Raw genomic sequence first — 23,429 nt, forward strand, 5'->3', positions numbered from 1 at the left:
CAAGTTATAAAAAGGGCTATAAAAAAGCTTGTCGGCGACCCATAGCCTGCGGGTAATGGGCTACAGGACGCCGAGGCGCTCAGATGGCCAGTGCATGCTGCCCCTGTACGTGCTGGTAGCGTTGACGTGGCTCACGCACGGTCGGCTTGAGGAAGCCGAGCAGCGCACTGCGGGTGTCTTCGCAGGCCGCCTTGGTCTCCATGTCGAGGAAGTGCCCAGCATCGCGAATCACGCTGAAGTGGCTCTTGCCCACATGGCGACCAAACTCGCGTGCATCTTCAGCCGTGGTGTACTCATCGCGGTCGCCGTTGATGAACAGCACCGGGATATCGATGTTGCGCGCACCACTCAATGCCCGTTCCAAGTCATGTTGCAGCACTTCGTTGATGTGGAAGTGCATCTGCGCGTACTCGTGGCTGTCCAGGCTGCTCACGTGGCGATAGTTGAAGCGCTTGAACAGCGACGGCAGGTGCTTGCCGATGGTGTCGTTCACCAGATTGCCGACCTGGTAGCGATCACAGGCGGCCAGGTACTGGCAGCCACGGTCCAGGTAGTCGCGCATCGGCTCGTTGATCACCGGCGAGAACGAGCTGACCACGGCCTTCTTCACTCGCCGCGGCTGGTGCGCCAGCGCCAGCAGCGTGCTCGCACCGCCCCACGAAAACGACATCACGTGATCGGCCTGGAAGTGCTCGATCAGCTCAAGGAGGATATGCGCCTCGGTCTCCTTGGTGATCAGCCGTTCCTGGCGGTTGTGCGGTTTGGATTTGCCGGCGTACGGCTGGTCGAACAGCACGACGTTGAATTGTGGGTGCAGGTTCCGCACTGTCTGGGCGAACGAGGCCGTGGTGGCCAGCGAACCGTTGATCAAAATGATCGTCTTCTCGGCTTCATCCGCGCGATGGAACTCCGTGTAAACCCGATACTGACCTTGGATATCAAGTACAGCGATTTCTGGCCTCATGTCATCGACTCCTGGCGCAAAAAGGGTATTCGCGTCACCTAGGGTGCACGTTCTTTATGACAGGTAGGCATTTGCCTTGAAGAGTAACCGCGGGCCCTGTGTCGATCCTTGGCACACATGTCGACGGTATTGTTTTTGGCGGGCAATTTGCCGTGCCCCAAAGCATCTAGGCGTTGGGTGGCCGGCAAAAAGGTGTCTTCGACTGCGGGCGTGACTCATGAGTCACATGCAGACTGACGATTTGGATTCAAGCAGTGGGCTGGGGATCCTGCAAGTGCCGTTGGGGGAAAAATGTGACTTGGGCCGCCGGGCGGTCGTGTGACACTGCCAGTGTTGCCTTTTCTGGCCTCTTCGCGGGCAAGCCCGCTCCCACAAGATCTCCACAGCGCTGGAAGCCTGTGCAGTACCTGTGGCTCCCACAGGACTCCACAGCTTTGGAAGCTTGTGCAGTACCTGTGGGAGCGGGCTTGCCCGCGAAGAGGCCAGTGCAAACACCCTAGACCGAGGCGATTTCCTCGGTCGTCAACGCCCTGAATGCCCCCGGTGCCAACGCCGGATCCAGGCGAATCGCGCCCATGCTTTCGCGGTGCAGCCCCACCACCTTGTTGTCGAAATGGCCAAACATGCGTTTGACCTGGTGGTACCGCCCCTCCACGATTGCCAACCGAGCCTGGCGGGGGCCCAGAATGTCGAGTTGGGCGGGCAGGGTGGTAAGGTTTTCGAAGGCGAAATACAGGCCTTCGTGGAACTTGGCAGCATAATGCTCGCCAATCTCGTCCTCGGTCTCGACCAGGTAATGCTTGGGCAGTTTGGTCGTTGGTTGGGTCAGGCGACGCGACCATTGGCCGTCGTTGGTCAGGATCAGCAGGCCGGTGGTGTTGAAGTCCAGGCGCCCGGCGATGTGCAGGTCGTCGCGCAGTTCGGCGGGCAGCAACTCGAGGACCGTGGGGTGTTGTGGGTCCTGGGTGGCGCTGACGCACCCGGTCGGCTTGTTGAGCATCAGGTAGCGCGCCGGCCGCCCGGCCTGCAGCAGTTGCTCATCCACTTCGACGCGGCTGAACTCACGCACGTCCGTCAACGGGTCGACCGCCACTTGGCCATCGACCCGCACGCGGCGCTGCACCAGCAGCAGGCGAACGTGCTGGCGGTTGTAGCAGGGCAGGTTGGCAAGAAAACGATCGAGGCGCATGGGGAACAGGGCTAAAGTCGAAGGCCGCGCAGTCTAGCGCTTTGTGCCGGGCGGCGCTGCCTGCAGTTGCGCTTCGACCGCTGCGCAGCGCGGGCACAGGCAGGCCTTGTCACGCAACTCGGCGGGCAGGGCCTGGAGCACGGCGGGGTCGATGGTCACGCTGTAGCACCAACAGGCCTGCGTGGCGCTGCGGGGGTCGGCCAGGCTGCACTGGTTGAGGGCACCGCAGGCGGGGCAGTGCTGGCTGTCATTCATGGTCGGGTCCGGAAACTTCACTGCAGACGCGGTTGCGGCCGGCCTGCTTGGCACGATAGAGCGCACGGTCGGCGCGGGTCAGCAGGGCATGCAAGGTATCGCCCGGTTGCAGGCTGCTCAGGCCGATGCTGGTGGTCAGCCGCAACGGTCGGTCGTCGTAGCTGAAGGTCAGCTGTTCGGTGCGGCGGCGGATTTTTTCCGCCACTTCCACCGCTTGCCGGCCTTCTGCCTCTCGCAGCAGCACGATGAATTCCTCACCGCCCCAGCGGCAGAGTATATCCGACTGGCGCAGGCTGCCCTGCAGCACATTGGCGAACTGGCGCAGCACTTCGTCGCCGGCCAGGTGGCCATGGGTGTCATTGAGCACCTTGAAGTGGTCAAGGTCGATCAACAGGGCCACCAGCGGGCCGCTGTCGCGCTGGGCCTCATGCAGGGCCTGGGCAGCCAGCAGGTCGAAGCTGCGCCGGTTGGGCAGGCCGGTGAGGCTGTCGAGGGTGGCCAGTGCCTCGGTGCTGGCCTGGTGGCGCTTGACCATCGCATGCACCAGTAACAGCACCACCAGGGTGATCATCGCGCAGATTGCCAGGTTCAGGTACAGCGAGTGGCGGATGCGGTCCAGGGTACCGGTTTCGCGCTTGTCCACCAGCAGGTACCAGTCCAGCTCGGGCAGGTGCCGCACATTGAGAAAGTGGCTGTGGTTGTCGCTGTCGCGGTATTCGTGGCTGCCTTCGCCAGGTACCGGTTGCTGTGCCAGCAGGTCGCTCAGCTCGGGGTTGTCGCTCAGCGGCTGGCCGACGCGCAAACCGTGGGGGCCACCTTCGGAGCCGGTCAGCAGGACTTTGCCCTTGGCATCGGTGAACAGTACCGAGCGCTGGTAGCGGCGCTGGTACTCGTCGATCAGTTTGACCACCGACGACACACTCAAGCCCACCCCGGCCGCGCCGATGAAGCGGTGTTGGTAGTCCAGCACCTGATAGTTGATGAACACCGTCAGGCTGTCCTGGTTGGCCATGTCCAGGTCGACGTTGATCTCATAGGGCGCCTTGAGGTCGCGCAGGCGAAAGTACCAGGCATCGCGCCAGCTGCCGGGCGTGATCTGCTTGAGTACGCCCTTGGCCTGGTAGTAGGTGAGGCTGCGGTCGGAGACGAAGAATGAGGTGAAGATGTCCTGCTTGCCCATGATCTCGCCCAGGTAGCGGGTGATGCGCTGGGTGTCCTGCTCACCGGACAGTACCCAGTCCCGCAAGAAGGTGTCCTGGGCCATCATCGAGGCGATCAGCACAGGGCGGATCAGGTCTTTCTGGATTTCCGAATAGACCGTGTCGGAGGTCAGTGGCAATTCGGTATTCACGATGCCATCGCGAATGGCACTGCGTGAGGCGAAGTAGCTGAGCAGGGAAGTGGCGAGAAAGCCGCTGGCCAGCAGCATCAGCAGGGTGACGATCAGCGAACGCTGCGAAAACAGAGCGGAACGTGCAGGCATGATCTTCCCGTGATGTGTGCCAAGGCGGTCATTCTAGTGAGATGCCCGGTAAATGACTGCAAGTTTTTCAGGGTTATCGCACCTGTTTCAAATTATTGCAAAAATGGCACTGCACCTCGGTATGGCGGTCTTATTCGGTGTCGATGAACGCGTTTTGCATCGACGCTCGCCAGCGCCGCTGTTCGGGCACTCCAGCGGTCCAGGAGGCCGCCATGTCCTATCGAATGCTGTTGATCGCCCTGTTGGGTCTGATGACGTCTGCCTGCGCCCCTTACTACGGCGGCGGGGGCTACTACCGATCGGATTACTACGCCACCGACCGTTATGTGTCGCCGGGGTATTACCGATACGACCGCTACTATGTAACGCCGCAGCCGCGTTACTACTACCAGCCTGCTCCACGTTATTACCGCCCGGCGCCGGTGCCGCAGTACAGGCCCCACCCGCAGCCAGGCATGAACCAGTGGCATGGCAACCCGCGGTATGACTACGGCAACCGCCAGCGCTATGACTATGGGCGTGACCGTGATCGCCACGACTATCGTGATGGCAGCCAGCGTTATCAGAACGATCGTTGGCATTCCAATGGGCGAGGGGATCGCGACCGCAGGCCAGATGGCGGCCGGGGGCAGGGCCGTAACTGGCAGCGGTAAGATGCCAGAGGGGGCCCCAAGCGGTAATGCTGTTCACTTAAGAATGCCGGGGCCGCTCTGCGGCCCATCGCGGCACAAGGCCGCTCCCACACCGACCGCGTTATGCCTCTATTTACAGGGCATGCGCGAACACTGTGGGAGCGGCCTTGTGCCGCGATGGGCCGCAAAGCGGCCCCAATACAGGCGATGGATAACTTAAGTGAACAGCATTACCCCAAGCGGCCCCTTTTTATGGCTCAAGCCAAATCCGCCAGTGGATGGCGCCCCTCCCAGACCTTGGCAAAATGCGCCTCGACCACCGCCGCTGGTACCTGTGCCACATCCGGCCAGTGCCAGCGCGGTTGATTGTCTTTGTCCAGCAGGCGCGCGCGCACCCCTTCGCTGAATTCCGGATGACGGCAGCAATTCAGGCTCATGCCGAACTCCATGTGGAATACCTGCGCCAATGACAGGTGCCGGGCCCGGCGGAGCTGTTCCCACACCAAGTGCGCGGTCAACGGGCACCCCTCATGCAGGCGTTCACCCGCTTCGGCCAGCACAGGGTCGTTGTGATGTTTCAGGCCTTGCAGCGCATGCCACGCGCCGGCGGGGTCGGCGACATCCAGCAGCTCATCGATCACTTGGCGCCGGGGCAGCCATTGCGCCTCGGGTAGCTCCTCGCAGGCACGATGCTGCTCGGCCTTGAGCAGGCTGTTGAGCTGCAACTCGGTCTGCTCCTGCCAGTTCAGCTGCAACAACTCTTCGATCAGCTCCTCCTGCTGGTGCTCGCCGAAGAAACGATCGGCGAGACCCAGGTCGAGGGCATCGCGGGCATTGATCGGGGCACCGGTCAGCCCCAGGAACAGCCCCAACTTGCCCGGCAGGCGGGCGAGGAACCAGCTGGCCCCGACGTCGGGGTAGAGGCCGATGCTGATCTCTGGCATCGCCAGCCGGCTGCTGGGCGTGACGATGCGCACATTGGCGCCTTGCAGCAGCCCCATGCCGCCACCCAGCACATGCCCGTGCCCCCAGCACAGCAGCGGCTTGGGGTAGGTGTGCAGCAGGTAATCGAGGCGATACTCGGCCGCGAAGAAGGTGGCGGCCAGCGGCGGCACGCTGCCCGGGTGATCGCGGCAAGCCTGGGCCAGCGCCCTGACGTCGCCCCCGGCACAGAACGCCTTGGCGCCATTGCCTCGCAGCAGCACGCAGACCACACCAGGGTCGCGGGCCCAGGCGTGCAACTGCTCGCCGAGCACTTCGATCATTCTCAGGTTCAGCGCATTGAGCGCCTTGGGTGCATCCAGGGTGGCGATGCCGATACAGGCGCCATCGGCACCGGTGAGTACCTCGCAATGAATAGACATGGACTACCTCTCGCAGGTCATCGCACAAGTATGGCCTGCCTGCGGGATCATGCCGGTCGTCGGTCGGATCGTTTGACAAGCGGAGGAGGCTTACCTAGTGTCGCGCCATTGTTTACGGATGGCCCCATGACTGACGACGATCGCATCAAACTCGAACCCAGCTGGAAAGCCGCATTGCGCGACGAATTCGACCAGCCCTACATGCATCAGCTGCGCGAATTCCTGCGCCAGGAGCACGCGGCCGGCAAAGAGATCTACCCACCGGGCCCGCTGATCTTCAATGCCCTTAACTCGACGCCGTTGCAGCAGGTCAAGGTGGTGATCCTCGGCCAGGACCCGTATCACGGCCCAGGCCAGGCCCATGGCCTGTGCTTCTCGGTGCAGCCGGGCATCGCCACGCCGCCGTCGCTGGTCAATATCTACAAAGAGCTGCAGCGCGACCTGAACATTCCGATCGCCAGCCACGGCTACCTGCAGAGCTGGGCCGAGCAAGGCGTGCTGCTGCTCAACACGACCATGACCGTGGAACGCGCCAATGCGGCTTCACATGCCAAGAAGGGCTGGGAGTTCTTTACCGACCGGGTCATCCAGGTGGTCAGCGAGCAGTGCCCGAACGTGGTGTTTCTGCTGTGGGGCGCGCATGCCCAGGGCAAGCAGAAGCTGATCGATGGCACCAAGCACCTAGTGCTGAAGTCGGTGCATCCGTCGCCCTTGTCGGCGTATCGGGGCTTCCTCGGTTGCGGGCACTTCAGCCGGGCCAACAGCTTCCTCGAACAGCGTGGGTTGGCACCGATCAACTGGGCCTTGCCGCCGCTTTGATGGCATGAAACACCGCGAAGCAGGCGGCGCGGTGTTTCAGGCTTTTCCTGCATTCCAGCGCCGGAACAGCGGCTCTGCCAAAAACAACACGAGCAATAAGCGCATTACCTGCAAGGCCGTCACCAACGGCACCGACAGCTGCAGGGTCTCCGCCGTCAGGCTCATCTCCGCAATCCCGCCGGGCATCATCCCCAGGGTCAGCGAACGCAGGTCTAGCGCCGTCATCACGCTCAACCCCCACGCTGCGCTGCCGGCAATCAACATGCACAGCGCCGTGGCCAGCAACGTACGGCCCAAAAACGAAGGTGCGCGGCGGAAAAACGCGCGGTTGAAGTGGCAGGCCAGGCCGCTGCCAATCAGCCACTGGCCGATTTGACTGGCGCCATCAGGCAGGCCGATCTGCAGGTTGCCCGCCAGGCTAACCGTCGCCGCTACCAGCAGCGGCCCGAACAGCCAGGGGTTGGGCTGGCGCAACCGCTGCCAGATAAAGCCCGCGGCTATACCCAGCGGGGCGATCAACGCTAGCCAGCCCCAGCTCACACTGCCGGCATGATTGAGCGGTACGCCGTCACCCATCAAGAACTTGAACAGCGCCGGTACGCACAGCACCACTGCCAACACACGCAGGCTTTGCGCCGCCGCCACCTGGCTGAGCACCGCGCCATTGCGCGCGCCCAGGTTGACCATCTCACCCGAACCGCCCGGCATGCTGGCGAAGAAGGCGGTTGCGCGGTCTTCGCCGGTACGTCGCAGCAACCACACGCTGATCACGCTGGACAGGGTAGTAAACAGCGCGCCAAAGAAGATCAGCAGAAAGTGGCTGCCCACCTGTTCGATCACGGCGGGGGTGAAGTGCAGGCCGATGCCCAGGCCGATGATGCATTGCCCGCATTTGCGCCCATTGGGGATTTCCGACAGCTGCCAGGGGGTCAGGCAGCGCACCAGGATGATCGCCAACAACGCGCCGACCATCCAGGGCAAAGGCCAGCCGACCTTGCTGGCGAGATACCCGCCAGCAAGGCCGACCAGCCCGGTCGCCCAATACAGGGGCAACGACCGATCAGGCATCAGCCATGGCCCGGCGCTGCAGGCTGCGCTTGCGCCAGATACGCAGCAGCGGCAGGCACAGCATGCACACCACCAGTACCCACACGCCCATGCTGATCGGGCTCGACCAGAGGATGCCCAGCTCACCGTTGGAGATCGACAGCGCACGGCGCAGGTTCTGTTCCATCAGCCCGCCGAGGATGAAGCCGAGCAGGATCGGCGACAGCGGGAAGTCCAGCTTGCGCAGGATGTAGCCCATGATGCCGATGCCGACCATCAGGAACAGGTCGAAGGTGGTGGCGTGCACGGCATACACGCCGATCCCGGTGATGATCGCGATCACCGGCACCAGCGCCCAGTTCGGCACGGCGAGGATGCGGGTGAAGATGCGGATCATCGGGATGTTGAGGATCACCAGCATGATGTTGGCGATGAACAACGAGGCGATCAGGCCCCAGACGATGTCTGGCTGCTGCTCGAACAACAGCGGGCCGGGGGTGATGTTGTACAGGGTCAGTGCGCCGATCATCACCGCGGTGGTGCCCGAACCTGGCACGCCGAGGGTCAGCATGGGGACCAAGGCGCCGCAGCAGGAGGCGCCGATAGCGGTTTCTGGCGCGGCCAGGCCACGGGCATCACCCTTGCCGAACTTGCCGCTTTCGCCAGCGATACGCTTCTCGGTCATGTAGGCCACGGCGCTGGCCAGGGTCGCGCCGGCACCTGGCAGCACGCCCATGATGAAGCCGAGCAGGCCGCAGCGGATGTTCACCGCGAACACCGAAGCCGCTTCCTTGATGTTGAACAGCATGCGCCCAGTGGCCTTGACCGCCTGGTGGCCATGGTGGGTCTTTTCCAGCAGCAGGAGGATTTCGCTGATCGAGAACAGCCCCAGCACCAGCACCACGAACTGGATGCCGTCGGCCAGGTGCACGCTGTCACCGGTGAATCGGTAGACGCCGCTGTTGGCGTCGATGCCGACTGCCGACAGGAACAGGCCGATCAGCGCAGCGATGAAGGTCTTCAACGGTTTGTCGCCGGCCATGCCGCCCAAGGCGACTATGGCGAACACCATCAGCACGAAGTATTCCGCCGGGCCGAAGGCGATCGCCCATTTCGCCAGCAGCGGGGCGAACAGCACCATGCCGCAGGTGGCGATGAAGGCGCCGATGAACGAACTCCAGGCAGACAGCGACAAGGCAACGCCTGCCAGGCCCTGGCGGGCCATCGGGTAGCCGTCGAGGGTGGTCATCACGGTCGAAGCTTCGCCCGGGATGTTCAGCAGGATCGAACTGATGCGCCCGCCGTATTCGCAGCCCAGGTACACCGCAGCCAGCAGAATCAGCGCCGACTCAGGCGGCAGGCCCAGGGCAAAGGCGATGGGGATCAGCAAGGCCACGCCGTTGATCGGGCCCAGGCCCGGCAACAAGCCGACCACGGTGCCGATCAGGGTGCCACTGAGGGCGGTGACCAGATTGTACGGGCTCAGGGCGACGCCGAAGCCCTGGCCCAGGTAGCTCAAGGTATCCATGTGTCAGTTCTCCAGTACGCTCAGCAGGCCAAGGGGCAGGGGCACGTCCATCACGCGGTCGAACAGCCAGTAGAGGAACAGGCTCATGCCGACCACGACGATGGCGCTGTGCAGCCAGCGGCCGCCGTACAGCCGAGCCATGGGCAGGCCGACCAGGATGGCGCTGAGGATGAAGCCCAGCGGTTCGAAGGTGGCAGCGAAGACGATCAGCAGGCCGACGCAGGCGGCGATCTTGATCAGGGTTTCGCGGTCCAGTTCCGGCTCGTCGTCTTTGCGCACGATGGGCGTTGGGCGGATGGCCAGGTAAAGCAGGCCCAGGCCCATCAGGCCGAGCATCAGCAGCGGATAGGCCCGTGGGCCAACCGGTTCGTAGGAAAACGCAGCCTGGTACGGCCAGGCCATCACGGCCAGGGCGGCGCACACCGCCAGCAGGACCAGGGCGAAGAGGCGTTGCAGGATCATCGGGGAATCCTCGTTGGACGCGGACTCTGTGGGAGCGGGCTTGCCCCGCGAACACCGGCAAAGCCGGTGCCATGCACCGAGGTGCCAGCTTCGCGGGGCAAGCCCGCTCCCACAGGGATCTGTTCAGGTAGTCGGCGAGTTACTGAATCAGGCCGAATTCCCTGGCCAGTGCCTTGTAGTCAGCCACCTGCTTCTTCACATAGCCGTCCAGCTCTTCGCCGGTCATGGCGAACGGGAACAGCTCGCGCTGGTCACGCAGCTTGGCGAAGTCTTCCGAGGCCAGCATCTTGTCGAACGAGGCCTTCCACCAGGCGTAGTCCTCGTCGCTCACCTTCGGCCCCAGGTAGAAGCCGCGTACCACCGGCCAGACGATGTCGTAGCCCTGCTCCTTGGCGGTAGGGATGTCTTTCATCTCTGGCTCGTCCAGGCGGTTTTCGGAGAACACCGCGAGGATGCGCATGTTGCCGCTCTGGATGTGGGGCATGGAGTCGGAGATGTCGGTGGAGCCGACCTGGATGTGCCCACCCAGCAATGCAGTGGCAATTTCACCGCCGCCTTCCAGGGCCACGTAACGCAGGTCACGCGGGTTGATGCCGGCAGCCTTGGCGATCAGCGCGGTTTGCATCCAGTCTTGGCTGCCGACCGTGCCACCGGAGCCGATCACGACCTTGCTCGGGTCTTTCTTCAGGGCAGCAACCAGGTCGTCCAGGGTCTTGTAGGGCGAATCGCTCTTCACGGCGATGGCACCATAGCTGGTGCCGACGGCTGCCAACCACTTGACCGCGTTCTCGTCGAAGCGGCCGAACTTGCCTTGGGCCAGGTTCAGCAGCGAGCCGCTGGACCATGCCACCAGGGTGCCGGCATCCGCTGGGCGCTGGGCCACCACGGCGTTGTAGGCCACCGCGCCGACGCCGCCGGGCATGTAGGTGACACGCATGGGCTTGCTGAGGATCTTCTCCTGCACCAAGGCGCTCTGCACCAGTTTGCAGGTCAGGTCGAAGCCACCGCCGGGCGAGGCAGGGGCGATGCATTCGGGGCGTTTCGGTTCGGCAGCGAGGGCGTTGCCGGCCAGCAGCAGGCAGCCGGTAGCGAGGACGAGGCGGCGCAGTGAAAAGGTCATCGTCAATCTCCGTGAGCGTTGTTGTTATTGGGTTACCACAGGGCCACGCTGTAGCTCACCAGCAGCCGCACTTCGTCGGCGTCGCGGGCAAAATTCGAGCGGAAGGTGGCGTTGCGCAAGCGCACGGCGACGTTTTTCAACGGGCCGCTTTGTACCACGTACTTGAACTCGGTGTTGCGTTCCCACTCCTTGCCCTCGCTGCCATCGGCGCGGCTGACGTTGTCGCCGCTGATGTAACGGGTCATGAAGGTCAGGCCGGGGATGCCCAGGGCCGCGAAGTTGTAGTCGTAGCGCATCTGCCAGGAGTGCTCGTCGGCACCGGCGAAGTCGTTGATCTGCACGAAGTTGACCAGGTACGGGTCGGCGCCATCGATATAGGGGAAGGCGCTGTCGCCGGACAGGTGCTGGTAGGCGGCACTGACCTTGTGCCCGCCCAGGGCGTAGCTGAGCATGCCGTTGACGGTGGTGTTGTCGATGTTGCCGGCCTTGGCGGCGCCGGCATCGTCACTCACGGCAAGGCGCAGGTCAGCGCCCAAGGTGCCCGGCCCCCACGGCTGGGTGGCGACCATGCCGAGGAAGTGCTGGCGGTAGATGTCGTCGAGTTGGGCGAAGTGGTAGCTGCCGGTGATGCGATCGGTGAACTGGTAGTCCAGGCCCGCGAGGTCGAGGTTGTCGGCGGTGAAGGTGCCACCGAAGCGGCCGTTCTTGTTGTTGAGGGCCAGGTCTTCCCAGTTGGTATCGTTGCGGTCCTTGGCCTTTTCCAGGCGCCCGCCGGTGAAGGTCAGGTGGCTGATTTCTTTCGAGGTGAGCAGGCCGCCTTCGAAGGTTTGCGGCAGGATGCGCCCGTCGTTGGGCTGCAGGGTCGGCAGCTCGGGGATCAGCGTGCCGATCTTCAATTCGGTCTTGGACACTTTGACCTTGCCGGTCAGGCCGAGCTTGGCGTACTCGTCGGCGGCCTTGCCGTCGTCATGGGTCGGCAGCAGGCCGGTGTCGGTGCGGTCGGGGCTGGAGTCGAGCTTGATGCCCAGCATGCCCAGCGCATCCAGGCCAAAGCCCACGGTGCCGTCGGTGTAGCCAGACTCGAAGTTGAGCATGAAACCCTGGGCCCATTCGTCGCGCTTGGATTGCTGCGCGCTGGTGCCGTCGCGAAAGTCGCGGTTGAAGTACATGTTGCGGGTTTCGAAGGTCGCCGTGCTGTCTTCGAAGAAGGCGGCCTGGCTCATGGGCGCGACACCGGCGAGCGCAAGGGCGCTGGCGATGGCAGAAGGGCGTGCGGCAAAGGAACGGGTAGGCACGAATGCCTGCGGCTGCGATGACAGCATCGTCGATGACTCCGTTTATTGTTCTTATTCGTTGCACCTTGCTGGTGCTTTTTTCGGCGCGTGGGGCGACCGTGGTGCGATGCTAGGTAACGAACCTTTCGCTAACCTTTCAGCGTGAAAGGTTTGTCAGAAGGGGCTTCACAGGCCGGTCGACAGCGGTACACTCCGCGCCACCGCCCCACCCGAGCAGGGAGAATCCGATGCGTGTGCTGCTGGTCGAAGACCACCTGCAACTGGCCGAAAGCGTGGCCCAGGCCTTGAAAAGTCACGGCCTGACCGTGGATGTACTGCATGACGGCGTGGCTGCCGACCTGGCCCTGGCCAGTGAGGAATACGCCGTTGCCGTGCTCGATGTCGGCTTGCCGCGCATGGATGGCTTTGAAGTGCTGGCGCGTTTGCGTGGCCGCGGCAAGACCCTGCCGGTGCTGATGCTGACCGCGCGCAGTGACGTCAAGGACCGGGTCCACGGGCTGAACCTGGGGGCTGACGATTACCTGGCCAAGCCGTTCGAACTGACTGAGCTGGAAGCCCGGGTCAAGGCCTTGCTGCGCCGCAGCGTGCTGGGTGGCGAACGCCAGCAGCGTTGCGGGCCGTTGGTGTACGACCTGGATACCCGGCGCTTCAGCCTGGGCGAGGACAACCTGACCCTGACCTCGCGTGAACAGAGCGTGCTTGAAGCGCTGATCGCCCGCCCAGGCCGGGTGATGAGCAAGGAGCAACTGGCCGCCCAGGTGTTTGGCCTGGACGAAGAAGCCAGCCCCGACGCCATCGAAATCTACATCCACCGCCTGCGCAAGAAGCTCGACGGCCACCCGGTGGCGATTGTCACTTTCCGTGGCCTGGGGTATCTGCTCGAGCATCGCGATGCGTGACAACGGCAGCTTGCGCGGGCGGCTGCTGGGCAACCTGGCACTGTTGCTGGTGGTGTTGATGCTGGCCAGCGGCCTGAGCGCCTACTGGAACGGCCGTGAAGCCGCCGACACGGCCTACGACCGGACTTTGCTGGCCTCGGCACGGACCATCGCCGCGGGCTTGTCGCAACGCGACGGCTCGTTGAGCGCGGACGTGCCCTATGTGGCCCTGGATACCTTCGCCTACGACAGTGCCGGGCGTATCTACTACCAGGTGCTGGACATCAAGCAGCGCTTGATTTCGGGCTACGAGAACCTGCCAGCGCCGCCGCCTGGCACGCCGCGCACCGACGACTACCCGGCGCTGGCGCGGTTCTACAACGCGACGTACCTCGGCCAGGACGTGCGCGTGGTCAGCCTGCTCAAGCCGGTCAGCGAGCCGAACATGAACGGCATGGCGGAAATTCGCGTGGCCGAGACCGAAGAAGCGCGGGTGCGCATGGCGCGCGGGCTGATGGCCGATACCCTGCTGCGCCTTGGAATGCTGGCACTGGGCGCTTTGGTGATGGTGTGGTTTGCGGTCAGTGCCGCGCTACGCCCGCTGGAGCGCCTGCGCACCGCCGTGGAAGAGCGCCAACCCGATGACCTGCGGGCTTTGCCGGTGGTGCAGGTGCAGCGCGAACTGGGCCCACTGGTGCGGGCCTTGAACCACTTTACCGAGCGCTTGCGCGGGCAGTTCGAGCGCCAAGCCCAGTTCATCGCAGACGCCGCCCACGAGTTGCGCACGCCCTTGGCGGCGCTCAAGGCGCGGGTCGAGTTGGGCTTGCGTTCATCCGAGCCGCAGGAGTGGCGGCAGACGTTGGAATCAGCTGCCCAAGGCACGGACCGCTTGACCCACCTGGCCAACCAGCTGTTGTCATTGGCACGGGTCGAGAATGGCGCCCGGGCAATCGCCGAAGGTGGCGCGCAGCGCCTGGACCTCAGCCAGTTGGCCCGCGAACTGGGCATGGCCATGGCGCCCTTGGCGCATAACCGTGGCGTGGCATTGGCCCTGGAGGCCGAGGCGCCCGTGTGGCTCAAGGGTGAGCCGACCTTGCTCAACGAGCTGCTGAGCAACCTGGTGGATAACGCCTTGGCGCATACCCCGGCCGGTGGCAACGTGATCCTGCGGGTGCTGGCGCCGGCGGTGCTGGAGGTCGAGGATGACGGCCCGGGTATTCCCGAGGAGGAGCGCGAACGGGTGTTCGAGCGCTTCTACCGCCGCAGTGCCCAAGGCAGTGGGCTGGGGTTGGCGATTGTCGGCGAGATCTGCCGCGCGCACCTGGCGCAGATCAGCCTGCACGATGGCGAGAAGGGCGGCTTGCGGGTGCGGGTGAGCTTCATCGCTGACTAGAGTTTTACTGTCCATTGGCCCGTCGGCACCGTAGGAGCAGCCTTGTGCTGCGAAAGGGCCAGTGACTGCAGCGAAGATTTACTGTGCTGTTACCGGCCTCTTCGCAGCACAAGGCTGCTCCTACCTGAATCCCGCAGGAGGGGAGGTGCAGCGGACTTTTGGTGGCCTAGCGCAACAGGCTCCGCGCCTCGAGCAGCTCTTCGACTTCCAGTTCGGTCCCGAATGGCAGCCCCAGGTGCCGATACGCCGGCAGTGCCGCCAGTGGCCGGCTACGCCCACGTTGGCTGATGCAGCGGGCGATCTGCACGACGTCGATATAGTCGACCTTGTCAGTCTGCCGGTCGAGGTCCTGAACCTGGCTCGGCAGGTTGACCAATTGCTCGGGAAACTCCCACGCCTTGAGGATCTTGTCACCCAGCACGGGCTGTATCTGCTCGATCACGTAGTGCAGGCAGACCGGGTCGGACAGCAGCTCGTTGTGTTCTTCGGCGTAAATCAGCACCGGCAGGGCACCGATCTGGTTGACCAGCCCACCGAGGGTCGCCTGGTCGGGTTTGAGGTGGGTGAAGCGGCGGCAGATTTCGTAGCTGATGCCTGCTACTTCCAGGCTGTTGACCCAGATATCGCGCAGCTTTTGCTCAACAGCCGGCGAGCGGGCATGAAAGATCTGTTCGATCACCAGGCCGATGGCCAGGTTGCAGCTGTAGTTGATGCCCAGGCGAGTGATTGCGGTATGCAGGTCGGTGACCTCGACCGCAGCGCGCAACAGTGGGCTGTTGACGACTTTGATCAGGCGCGCCGAGAGGGCCGCGTCGCGACCGATCACCTTGCTCAGGGCCGACACGCTGATCTCGCTATCCTCGGCGGCCTCGCGGATGCTCAAGGCAACCTCGGGCAGGGTCGGCAGGACCAGGTCATCCTTTTCGATGGCATCGAGCAACTGTGCTTGAACCATCTCGGCCAGCTTGTTCATGGACTTCTCTACCGCAGTGGTGGTGCGGCCCCGTCACGCGGACGGGGCAGGCTGGTCAGCGCTGGATTTCCCGGTCGCGGTCCAGTTCGTAGGGCAGGCTCAGCACGTGCAGGCGTGGCCCTTCCAGGCTGCCCAGGTGCAGGTTGTCGTCGGCCACCGCATCGGCGCTGATTACCGCGAGCAACTCGCAACCGGTACCCGTATTGGCCGCCATCACCACTTCACCGACCGACGAGCCATGGGTGGGTGAGAAGATCTCGGCACCTGGCGCGGGGATGTCCTGCTGATCGAGCGCCAGGCGATACTGACGGCGCTTTAGCTTGCCCAGGTACTGCATGCGGGCAACGATTTCCTGGCCGGTGTAGCAGCCCTTCTTGAAGCTGACGCCGTCCACGGCCTGCAGGTTGATCATCTGCGGGATGAACAGCTCGCGGGTAGGGCCCATGACTTGGCCAATACCTGCGCGGATCTGGCCCAACAGCCAGTCGTTGAGGCTGCCCTCAGGCAGGCTGGCGGCGAGTGCCGCGCCTACGTGGGCGGCCTGCTCGGCAGGTACCCACAGCTCGACGCGGCCTGCGGACACGGCGATGGCGATCAGGCCCTCATGGCGCACGGTGGCGCCCGCTTCGACCGGCGGCGTCAAGCCCAAGGCTTGCAGAGCCGCCTCGCCGCCCTGCAGGCCAAAGCGCGCCCAGGCTGCGCTTTCGTCGCTAAGGGTGGCCTTGGAGAACACGGCGTACTTCTTGAGGTCGGCCAATTGGGCATCGAGCAGCTCACTGGCCATGGCCAGCAGGTAGCCGTTGCCCTCGGGCACGATACGGAAACTCGACTGCATGCGCCCTTTGACCATGCAGCGGGCACCGAGGCTGGCATGTTCCTGGCTAAGGTAGTTGATGTTGCAGGTCAGCTGGCCCTGCAGGAACTTGCCTGCGTCGGAGCCGCGGACGGCGAGGATGCCCTCGTGGGACAGGGGGCTGAAGAAAGCGGAATCGGCCATGGGTCATCGCGGTGGCTAAAGACTGGCGGCCATCATAGAACGCCAGTAACAAAATAGGTAGGTGACTAGACCAACGCCCTGTGCCGCTTCGCTCGCCTGGCTGTATACTGGCGGGCCATTCGAGGAGGGCCCCATGGTCGAACAAACTGAACTCAACCGGCTTTTCTGGCACAGCCGCCGCGGCATGCTGGAACTGGACGTACTGTTGGTGCCTTTCACCCAGGAAGTCTACGCCACCCTCAACGAAGCCGACCGCGAACTCTATGTACGCCTGTTGAGCTGCGAAGATCAGGACATGTTCGGCTGGTTCATGGAGCGTACCGAGTCTGAAGACCCGGAGCTGCAGCGCATGGTCCGCATCATCCTGGACCGTGTCCAGCCCAAGTGAGTTTTTCGAAAGCCGTTGGCAAGGCTCGCGCCTGCTGCTGACGGCATACTTGAGTTGCCAGGTGCTGGCGCTGTTCGCCGTATGGGTGAGCGCGTTGCCCTGGTGGCTGTCCCTGGCGGCCACTGCCGCGTCTGTCGCCCACGCCTGCTGGGCCATCCCCCGACGAATTTTGCTCACGCATCCGCATGCGGTTACCGGGCTGCGCCGAGACCTGCTTGGTTGGCGGGTGTTCACCTGCGCCCAGGGTTGGCAGCCGGTGCGTTTGTGCCGGGACAGCGTTGCGTTGCCGGGGATGGTGGTGTTGCGGTTTGTGCGGGAAGGGCGTTGGCTGGGGGAGGGGCAGTGCGTTCCCTGGGATGCCCTGGGGGCTGATGAGCATCGGCGGTTGCGGGTAAGGCTGAAGTTCAGCCGGCGCAGGTGGGCTGAGGTGGGAGCGATTCAGGGCTGATAGGTTTTCACCGTGGCAGGTTCAGTGCCTGTGAGATCGAGCGCCGCCCGCGCGGCGCTTCGCGAGCAACGCTCGCTCCTACGTTTGTTTCGGGCCAGTAAAGCCTGTGAGAGAGGCGCGCGACCGCCTTGTTTGTTCGACTCGATATCGTGTCAGGCGCCAAGGGGCCGCGCGCCAATGCCTCAGGAATAATTGGCCCGAAACAAACGTAGGAGCGAGCGTTGCTCGCGATGCGCCGCGCGGGCGGCGCTCGATCTCACAGGCGCTGCAGCTTTCAGACCAGACCGCTGCAGCTTTCAGACCGGGCTGAGGATGGTGTCTTTAGCCTCGTCCAGCATCCCCGGATAATCCAGCGTGTAATGCAACCCGCGGCTTTCCTTGCGCTGCATCGCCGAACGAATCATCAGCTCCGCCACTTGCGCCAGGTTGCGCAGCTCGATCAGGTCGCGGCTGACCTTGTAGTTGCTGTAGAACTCGTCGATTTCGTCGAGCAGCAGGCGGATGCGGTGTTCGGCGCGCTGCAAGCGCTTGCTGGTGCGCACGATGCCGACATAGTCCCACATGAAGCGCCGCAGCTCGTCCCAGTTGTGCGCGATGATCACATCCTCGTCCGAGTCCGTTACCTGGCTGGCATCCCAGCCGGGCAGGGCTTTGGGCATGTCGACCTGTTCCAGGTGCGCCTGGATGTCGGCGGCAGCGGCGCGGCCATAGACGAAACATTCGAGCAGCGAGTTGCTGGCCATGCGGTTGGCGCCATGCAGGCCGGTAAAGCTGGTCTCACCGATGGCATACAGCCCAGGCACATCGGTATGCCCGCGGTCGTCCACCACCACGCCGCCGCAGGTGTAGTGGGCTGCGGGTACTACCGGGATCGGCTGGCGGGTGATGTCGATGCCGAAGGCCAGGCAGCGTTCGTAAACGGTGGGGAAGTGGCCCTTGATGAAATCGGCCGGCTTGTGGGTGATGTCCAGGTACACGCAGTCCACGCCCAGGCGTTTCATCTCGTGGTCGATGGCGCGGGCCACGATGTCGCGTGGGGCCAGTTCTTCGCGGGGGTCGAAGCGCGGCATGAAGCGCTCGCCGTTGGGCAGGCGCAACAGGGCGCCTTCACCGCGCAGTGCCTCGGTGATCAGGAAACTCTTGGCTTGGGGGTGGTACAGGCAGGTCGGGTGAAACTGGTTGAACTCAAGGTTGGCCACCCGGCAGCCCGCGCGCCAGGCCATGGCGATGCCGTCGCCGCAGGCACCGTCCGGGTTACTGGTATACAGGTAGACCTTGGCTGCGCCTCCGGTGGCGAGCACGGTGAAGCGCGCCCCGTAGGTGTCTACTTCGCCCGTATTGCGGTTTAGCACATAGGCACCCAGGCAGCGCTCGCCGGGCAGGCCCAGGCGGCGCTCGGTGATCAGGTCGACTGCCACGCGCTGCTCCAGCAGCTGGATGTTCGGGCGTAGGCGGGCCTGGGCCAGCAAGGTGGTGAAGATCGCGGCGCCTGTGGCATCGGCGGCGTGGATGATGCGCCGGTGGCTGTGGCCACCTTCGCGGGTCAGGTGGAACTCGAAGCCCCCATCGTCGACGCCGTGCTGCTCATCCCGGGTAAAGGGCACGCCTTGCTCGATCAACCACTGGATGGCTTCGCGGCTGTGCTCGACGGTGAAGCGCACGGCATCTTCATGGCACAGGCCGCCGCCGGCATTGAGGGTGTCCTCGACATGCGACTGTACGGTGTCGGTGTCGTCCAGCACGGCGGCAACACCGCCCTGGGCCCAATAGGTCGAGCCATTGGCCAGGTCGCCTTTGCTGAGCACGGCGATACGCAGGTGGCTGGGGAGGTTCAGTGCCAGGCTGAGACCGGCGGCGCCGCTGCCGATCACCAGGACATCATGTTGGAATTGTTGGCTCATGTCGGGACACTAGTAATCTACGGAAGGGGCACGGCACAATAGTCACGCGCCGATGGCATTGTGAAACTATCGTTAAACCAGGCCGGGTTGCCTTTATAGCAGCCCCGGGTGGCCAATTTCCATGCCACTTGCCAGGAAGCAGCGACCTTGTGGGAACTTTCCGACAGCTACGGAAATCCTATGAAGGCTGCCCGCACGCCACAAATGTCGCGGCGACGCACGGCGGCAGCTCTATTCGGGCTGACACCTGCGTATTCGAAACCTGATTATTGACGTTGCCGGCCGTGACCGCGCCGCGTCTTCCGTGCGAGCCGACCAAGGGCTGCAGGAAACTTGCTTGGAGGGGAGAACTTTTGCGCAAAGCCCGAGTCTATGTTTGCAAGCCTGAACGATGGCTGTTGCAACGCTCCTTCGAGTCTACCGAGGAGTGTTCATGCTAACCCAGGAAGAGGATCAGCAGCTTGTCGAGCGCGTGCAGCGCGGTGACAGGCGAGCTTTCGATCTGTTGGTGCTGAAGTATCAGCACAAGATTCTCGGGTTGATCGTGCGGTTCGTTCACGATACCCACGAGGCCCAGGATGTAGCACAGGAAGCCTTTATCAAGGCCTACCGTGCGCTTGGCAATTTTCGCGGAGACAGTGCGTTTTATACCTGGCTGTACCGCATCGCCATCAACACGGCGAAGAACTACCTGGTGTCCCGTGGAAGACGGCCACCAGACAGTGATGTGAGCTCCGAGGATGCGGAGTTTTACGACGGCGATCATGGTCTCAAGGATCTCGAGTCCCCAGAGCGCTCGTTGTTGCGGGATGAAATCGAAGGCACGGTCCATCGCACCATCCAGCAACTGCCCGAAGACCTGCGCACGGCATTGACCCTGCGCGAGTTCGACGGTTTGAGTTACGAAGACATTGCCAGTGTCATGCAATGTCCGGTGGGTACCGTGCGCTCTCGAATCTTCCGCGCTCGGGAGGCCATAGATAAAGCCCTGCAGCCGTTGTTGCAGGAAACCTGAGACAGCGGCTACAGCCAAGAGAGGAACCGCCATGAGTCGTGAAGCGTTGCAGGAATCGCTGTCCGCGGTAATGGATAACGAAGCGGACGAACTGGAATTACGTCGGGTACTGAGTGCCGTCGACGATGCCGAAACCCGTGCCACCTGGTCGCGTTACCAGGTCGCTCGCGCAGCGATGCACAAGGAACTGCTGCTGCCCAACCTCGATATCGCCTCGGCGGTGTCGGCAGCGTTGGCCGACGAAGCGGTACCGGCCAAGGTCAATAAAGGCCCATGGCGCAGCGTCGCTCGCCTGGCAGTCGCTGCCTCGGTGACGGTTGCCGTGCTGGCGGGTGTGCGCATGTACAACCAAGATGAAATCACCGGTGCAGAGCTTGCCTCCCAGCAACCGCAGCAGGGGCTGAGCGTGCCACAAACTCAAGGCCCGGCGGTATTGGCAGGCTATAGTGAAAGCAGTGAGCAACCGACCGGGCCGATGGCCAACGGTGTGCTGCAGAACCAAGCCGGCTGGGATCAGCGTCTGCCAGGCTACCTGCGCCAGCACGCCCAGGAATCTGCGCTCAAGGGCAGCGAAACCGCGTTGCCGTATGCCCGCGCCGCCAGCCTGGATAACCCCGCTAAGTAAGGAGGATCATGCGCGCGCTACCTCTCCTGTCGCTGCTGATAGGCAGCTGCATGACGGTGCCAGCGTTGGCGGCCAATTCTTCGCCCGAGGCGAATGAGTGGCTGAACAAGCTGGCACAGGCCGAGCAAAAGCAAAGCTACCAAGGCTCTTTCGTCTACGAGCGTAACGGCAGCTTTTCTTCCCACGATATCTGGCACAGGGTTGAGGACGGCAAGGTCAGCGAGCGGCTGCTGCAGCTCGATGGCACTGCCCAGGAAATCGTGCGCGTGGATGGCAAGGTTGCATGCGTCAGTGGTGCCTTGGTCAACGGCGTTACGACGCCGCCCGATGCGGCGCCGCGTGCGCTGGATCCCCTCAAATTGATGGGCTGGTACGATCTGGGTGTGGCGGGCAAGTCACGTGTCGCCGGGCGCGACGCGGTGATCGTCACCCTCACACCGCGCGACCAGCACCGTTATGCGTTCGAATTGCACCTTGACCGCCGCACCGGCTTGCCGCTGCGCTCGTTGATGCTCAACGACAAGGGGCAATTGCTTGAGCGCTTCCAGATGACCCGCCTCGATACCGATGACCTGCCTACCGCGGATGACTTGCGCCCCAGTGCCGCTTGCAAACCGGTGGAACGTGGCACCAGCACCGGCCAGGAAACCGTCGCCGGATGGCGCTCAGACTGGCTGCCGCCGGGTTTTGAGCTGGTCAACAGCTCGGTGCGCCGCGACCCGGCCCGCAACAGCACGGTCAGCAGCCTGATGTATGACGATGGCCTGGCGCGCGTTTCGGTATTCCTCGAGCCGGTCAACGACAACTCAGGCACCGACACACGCGTGCAACTCGGGCCAACCGTGGCGGTATCGCGCCGTCTGAACACGCCGAAGGGCAAGGTCCTGGTCACTGTGGTAGGTGAAATACCCCTGGGTACTGCAGAGCGCATTGCGCTATCGATGCGGCCTCAGGATGCCCAGGCGCGGCAATGATGGCGTGCGCTTTTCAGGTGGTTTCCGGCGTGAGAGACATGCTCCTGAAATGAAATTAAAGCATTGTCATTTGCAATCTTTCCGTAAATTTTCTATAGGTCAGGCTTCTTGGAGCCTGGCCTTTCCTGCTTGTGCAGGGGCCTTACGCTAACCACGCTCGTTGTGACGGGAGCCGTATGTCTATACCACGCTTGAAATCCTACCTATCGATGTTCGCCGCCGTGCTCATGCTCGGCCAGGTGCTCACCGCCCAGGCCGAGGAAGCCCTGCCGGACTTCACCACGCTGGTCGAGCAAGCCTCGCCGGCCGTGGTCAACATCAGTACCAAGCAGAAGCTGCCGGACCGCCGCATCGCCGCTGGGCAGATGCCGGACCTCGAAGGCCTGCCGCCGATGTTCCGCGAATTCTTCGAGCGCAACATGCCGCAACAGCCCCGCTCGCCGCGCGGTGATCGTCAGCGTGAAGCCCAGTCGCTGGGTTCGGGTTTCATCATTTCCAGCGATGGCTACGTACTGACCAACAACCATGTGGTGGCCGACGCCGACGAGATCATCGTCCGCCTGTCGGACCGCAGCGAGCTGCAAGCCAAGCTGGTCGGCACCGACCCACGCACCGACGTCGCGCTGCTCAAGGTCGAAGGCAAGAACCTGCCGACCGTCAAGCTGGGCGACTCCGAGAAGCTCAAAGTGGGTGAGTGGGTGCTGGCCATCGGTTCGCCGTTCGGCTTCGACCACTCGGTGACCAAAGGTATCGTCAGTGCCAAGGGCCGTACCCTGCCTAACGACACCTACGTGCCGTTCATCCAGACTGACGTTGCCATCAACCCGGGCAACTCCGGCGGCCCGCTGTTCAACATGCAGGGCGAGGTCGTGGGTATCAACTCGCAGATCTTCACCCGCTCGGGCGGCTTCATGGGCCTGTCGTTCGCCATCCCGATCGATGTGGCGATCGATGTATCCAACCAGCTGAAAAAAGACGGCAAGGTCAGCCGTGGCTGGCTGGGCGTGGTGATTCAGGAGGTCAACAAGGACCTGGCTGAGTCCTTTGGCCTGGACAAACCGGCCGGTGCCCTGGTGGCCCAGGTGCTGGAAGATGGCCCAGCCGCCAAAGGTGGCCTGCAGGTGGGTGACGTGATCCTGAGCATGAACGGCCAGCCGATCGTCATGTCGGCCGACTTGCCGCACCTGGTCGGCAGCCTCAAGGACGGCGACAAGGCCAAGCTCGAGATCATCCGCAACGGCAAGCGCCAGAACCTGGACGTGAGCGTCGGTGCGCTGCCGGACGATGACGCTGACATTGGCACCGGGACCGGTGCAGATGGCAGTGCCGAGCGCAGTAGCAACCGTCTGGGCGTTTCGGTCGCTGACCTCAGCGCCGAGCAGAAGAAAGCCCTCGAACTCAAGGGTGGCGTGGTCATCAAGGAAGTCCAGGATGGCCCGGCCGCATTGATCGGCCTGCGCCCAGGTGATGTCATCAGCCACCTGAATAACCAGGCCATTGGCTCGGCGAAGGAATTCACCGAGATCGCCAAGGACCTGCCGAAAAACCGCTCGGTGTCCATGCGCGTGCTGCGCCAGGGGCGTGCGAGCTTCATTACCTTCAAACTGGCTGAATAAGCGGGTCTTCAGGTAGGAAAAGGGGCAGCGTTGGCTGCCCTTTTTCGTGGAATCTACGGAGAA

General features: G+C 63.4%; 23 protein-coding genes. 10 read left to right on the plus strand and 13 right to left on the minus strand.

Going from position 1 to position 23,429, the window contains the following annotated elements:
• Positions 1 to 79: 79 nt before the first annotated feature.
• The 4 genes from ACMCNM_RS04960 to ACMCNM_RS04975 all read right to left on the minus strand — a co-directional run bounded on the left by ACMCNM_RS04960 (position 80) and on the right by ACMCNM_RS04975 (position 3,891).
• Positions 80 to 964, minus strand: coding sequence for an alpha/beta fold hydrolase (locus tag ACMCNM_RS04960; RefSeq protein ID WP_186677605.1), 885 nt, complete (start codon positions 962 to 964; stop codon positions 80 to 82).
• A 496-nt stretch (positions 965 to 1,460) separates the two neighbouring features.
• Positions 1,461 to 2,153, minus strand: a complete 693-nt coding sequence (locus ACMCNM_RS04965; RefSeq protein WP_027594126.1) for a pseudouridine synthase — start codon at positions 2,151 to 2,153, stop codon at positions 1,461 to 1,463.
• Positions 2,154 to 2,186: 33 nt separating this feature from the next.
• A complete protein-coding gene (locus ACMCNM_RS04970) occupies positions 2,187 to 2,408 on the minus strand; it encodes a cysteine-rich CWC family protein (protein ID WP_027594127.1) in 222 nt (73 codons plus the stop codon).
• Complete coding sequence (locus tag ACMCNM_RS04975; RefSeq protein ID WP_085273583.1) at positions 2,401 to 3,891, minus strand: sensor domain-containing diguanylate cyclase; 1,491 nt, start codon at positions 3,889 to 3,891, stop codon at positions 2,401 to 2,403. Before ACMCNM_RS04975 ends, ACMCNM_RS04970 begins: the two co-directional genes overlap by 8 nt.
• A gap of 212 nt (positions 3,892 to 4,103) precedes the next feature.
• Here ACMCNM_RS04975 and ACMCNM_RS04980 point away from each other — a divergent pair, with 212 nt between their 5' ends.
• Complete coding sequence (locus tag ACMCNM_RS04980; protein ID WP_275746999.1) at positions 4,104 to 4,544, plus strand: hypothetical protein; 441 nt, start codon at positions 4,104 to 4,106, stop codon at positions 4,542 to 4,544.
• 236 nt (positions 4,545 to 4,780) lie between these two features.
• On the opposite strand, the gene ACMCNM_RS04985 is transcribed toward ACMCNM_RS04980, so the two are convergent.
• A complete protein-coding gene (locus ACMCNM_RS04985) occupies positions 4,781 to 5,887 on the minus strand; it encodes an enoyl-CoA hydratase/isomerase family protein (RefSeq protein ID WP_412764034.1) in 1,107 nt (368 codons plus the stop codon).
• Between the two features lie 126 nt (positions 5,888 to 6,013).
• Here ACMCNM_RS04985 and ung point away from each other — a divergent pair, with 126 nt between their 5' ends.
• The gene (gene ung, locus ACMCNM_RS04990; RefSeq protein WP_027594131.1) at positions 6,014 to 6,706 is read left to right on the plus strand and encodes a uracil-DNA glycosylase; all 693 of its coding nucleotides are present in this window, start codon (positions 6,014 to 6,016) and stop codon (positions 6,704 to 6,706) included.
• A 36-nt stretch (positions 6,707 to 6,742) separates the two neighbouring features.
• Here the strand turns inward: ung and ACMCNM_RS04995 are convergent, their stop codons facing one another.
• From ACMCNM_RS04995 to ACMCNM_RS05015, 5 genes are all read right to left on the minus strand, one after another.
• Positions 6,743 to 7,774, minus strand: coding sequence for an AbrB family transcriptional regulator (locus ACMCNM_RS04995; RefSeq protein WP_412764035.1), 1,032 nt, complete (start codon positions 7,772 to 7,774; stop codon positions 6,743 to 6,745).
• The gene (locus tag ACMCNM_RS05000; protein ID WP_252825674.1) at positions 7,767 to 9,281 is read right to left on the minus strand and encodes a tripartite tricarboxylate transporter permease; all 1,515 of its coding nucleotides are present in this window, start codon (positions 9,279 to 9,281) and stop codon (positions 7,767 to 7,769) included. The genes ACMCNM_RS04995 and ACMCNM_RS05000 overlap by 8 nt, the downstream gene beginning before the upstream one ends.
• Positions 9,282 to 9,284: 3 nt before the next feature.
• Positions 9,285 to 9,743, minus strand: coding sequence for a tripartite tricarboxylate transporter TctB family protein (locus ACMCNM_RS05005; RefSeq protein ID WP_027594134.1), 459 nt, complete (start codon positions 9,741 to 9,743; stop codon positions 9,285 to 9,287).
• Positions 9,744 to 9,882: 139 nt separating this feature from the next.
• On the minus strand, positions 9,883 to 10,863 hold the full coding sequence (locus tag ACMCNM_RS05010; RefSeq protein ID WP_016488839.1) for a Bug family tripartite tricarboxylate transporter substrate binding protein: 981 nt from the start codon (positions 10,861 to 10,863) through the stop codon (positions 9,883 to 9,885).
• A 32-nt stretch (positions 10,864 to 10,895) separates the two neighbouring features.
• Positions 10,896 to 12,185, minus strand: coding sequence for an OprD family porin (locus ACMCNM_RS05015; RefSeq protein ID WP_186677586.1), 1,290 nt, complete (start codon positions 12,183 to 12,185; stop codon positions 10,896 to 10,898).
• A gap of 200 nt (positions 12,186 to 12,385) precedes the next feature.
• Between ACMCNM_RS05015 and ACMCNM_RS05020 the strand changes: the two genes are divergently transcribed.
• On the plus strand, positions 12,386 to 13,057 hold the full coding sequence (locus tag ACMCNM_RS05020; protein WP_027594137.1) for a response regulator: 672 nt from the start codon (positions 12,386 to 12,388) through the stop codon (positions 13,055 to 13,057).
• Entirely contained in the window at positions 13,050 to 14,429 is a 1,380-nt protein-coding gene (locus tag ACMCNM_RS05025; protein WP_099430298.1) for a sensor histidine kinase, read from the plus strand. The genes ACMCNM_RS05020 and ACMCNM_RS05025 overlap by 8 nt, the downstream gene beginning before the upstream one ends.
• A 166-nt stretch (positions 14,430 to 14,595) precedes the next feature.
• On the opposite strand, the gene ACMCNM_RS05030 is transcribed toward ACMCNM_RS05025, so the two are convergent.
• Both ACMCNM_RS05030 and ACMCNM_RS05035 read right to left on the minus strand, forming a co-directional pair.
• Entirely contained in the window at positions 14,596 to 15,402 is an 807-nt protein-coding gene (locus tag ACMCNM_RS05030) for an HDOD domain-containing protein (RefSeq protein WP_027594139.1), read from the minus strand.
• A gap of 55 nt (positions 15,403 to 15,457) precedes the next feature.
• Positions 15,458 to 16,399, minus strand: a complete 942-nt coding sequence (locus tag ACMCNM_RS05035; protein ID WP_186677583.1) for a YgfZ/GcvT domain-containing protein — start codon at positions 16,397 to 16,399, stop codon at positions 15,458 to 15,460.
• A gap of 133 nt (positions 16,400 to 16,532) precedes the next feature.
• Here ACMCNM_RS05035 and ACMCNM_RS05040 point away from each other — a divergent pair, with 133 nt between their 5' ends.
• Together ACMCNM_RS05040 and ACMCNM_RS05045 are read left to right on the plus strand one after the other, a co-directional pair.
• Entirely contained in the window at positions 16,533 to 16,787 is a 255-nt protein-coding gene (locus ACMCNM_RS05040; RefSeq protein WP_027594141.1) for a succinate dehydrogenase assembly factor 2, read from the plus strand.
• Positions 16,771 to 17,235 carry a protein YgfX gene (locus ACMCNM_RS05045; RefSeq protein ID WP_186677581.1) on the plus strand — a complete coding sequence of 155 codons (465 nt, stop codon included), beginning with the start codon at positions 16,771 to 16,773 and terminating at the stop codon, positions 17,233 to 17,235. The genes ACMCNM_RS05040 and ACMCNM_RS05045 overlap by 17 nt, the downstream gene beginning before the upstream one ends.
• A gap of 296 nt (positions 17,236 to 17,531) precedes the next feature.
• Here the strand turns inward: ACMCNM_RS05045 and nadB are convergent, their stop codons facing one another.
• The gene (nadB, locus tag ACMCNM_RS05050) at positions 17,532 to 19,136 is read right to left on the minus strand and encodes an L-aspartate oxidase (protein ID WP_099430295.1); all 1,605 of its coding nucleotides are present in this window, start codon (positions 19,134 to 19,136) and stop codon (positions 17,532 to 17,534) included.
• A gap of 433 nt (positions 19,137 to 19,569) precedes the next feature.
• On the opposite strand from nadB, the gene rpoE reads away from it, so the two are divergent.
• The 4 genes from rpoE (at position 19,570) to ACMCNM_RS05070 (ending at position 23,366) form a co-directional block, all read left to right on the plus strand.
• Positions 19,570 to 20,151, plus strand: coding sequence for an RNA polymerase sigma factor RpoE (gene rpoE / locus ACMCNM_RS05055; RefSeq protein WP_003252049.1), 582 nt, complete (start codon positions 19,570 to 19,572; stop codon positions 20,149 to 20,151).
• A 31-nt stretch (positions 20,152 to 20,182) separates the two neighbouring features.
• Entirely contained in the window at positions 20,183 to 20,776 is a 594-nt protein-coding gene (locus ACMCNM_RS05060) for a sigma-E factor negative regulatory protein (protein ID WP_027594143.1), read from the plus strand.
• An 8-nt stretch (positions 20,777 to 20,784) separates the two neighbouring features.
• The gene (locus tag ACMCNM_RS05065) at positions 20,785 to 21,750 is read left to right on the plus strand and encodes a MucB/RseB C-terminal domain-containing protein (RefSeq protein ID WP_027594144.1); all 966 of its coding nucleotides are present in this window, start codon (positions 20,785 to 20,787) and stop codon (positions 21,748 to 21,750) included.
• A gap of 209 nt (positions 21,751 to 21,959) precedes the next feature.
• A complete protein-coding gene (locus tag ACMCNM_RS05070; RefSeq protein WP_371097684.1) occupies positions 21,960 to 23,366 on the plus strand; it encodes a DegQ family serine endoprotease in 1,407 nt (468 codons plus the stop codon).
• The last annotated feature ends 63 nt before the right edge of the window (positions 23,367 to 23,429 follow it).

It is taken from the genome of Pseudomonas sp. NGC7, from assembly GCF_047159675.1.
Classification (GTDB): domain Bacteria; phylum Pseudomonadota; class Gammaproteobacteria; order Pseudomonadales; family Pseudomonadaceae; genus Aquipseudomonas; species Aquipseudomonas kermanshahensis.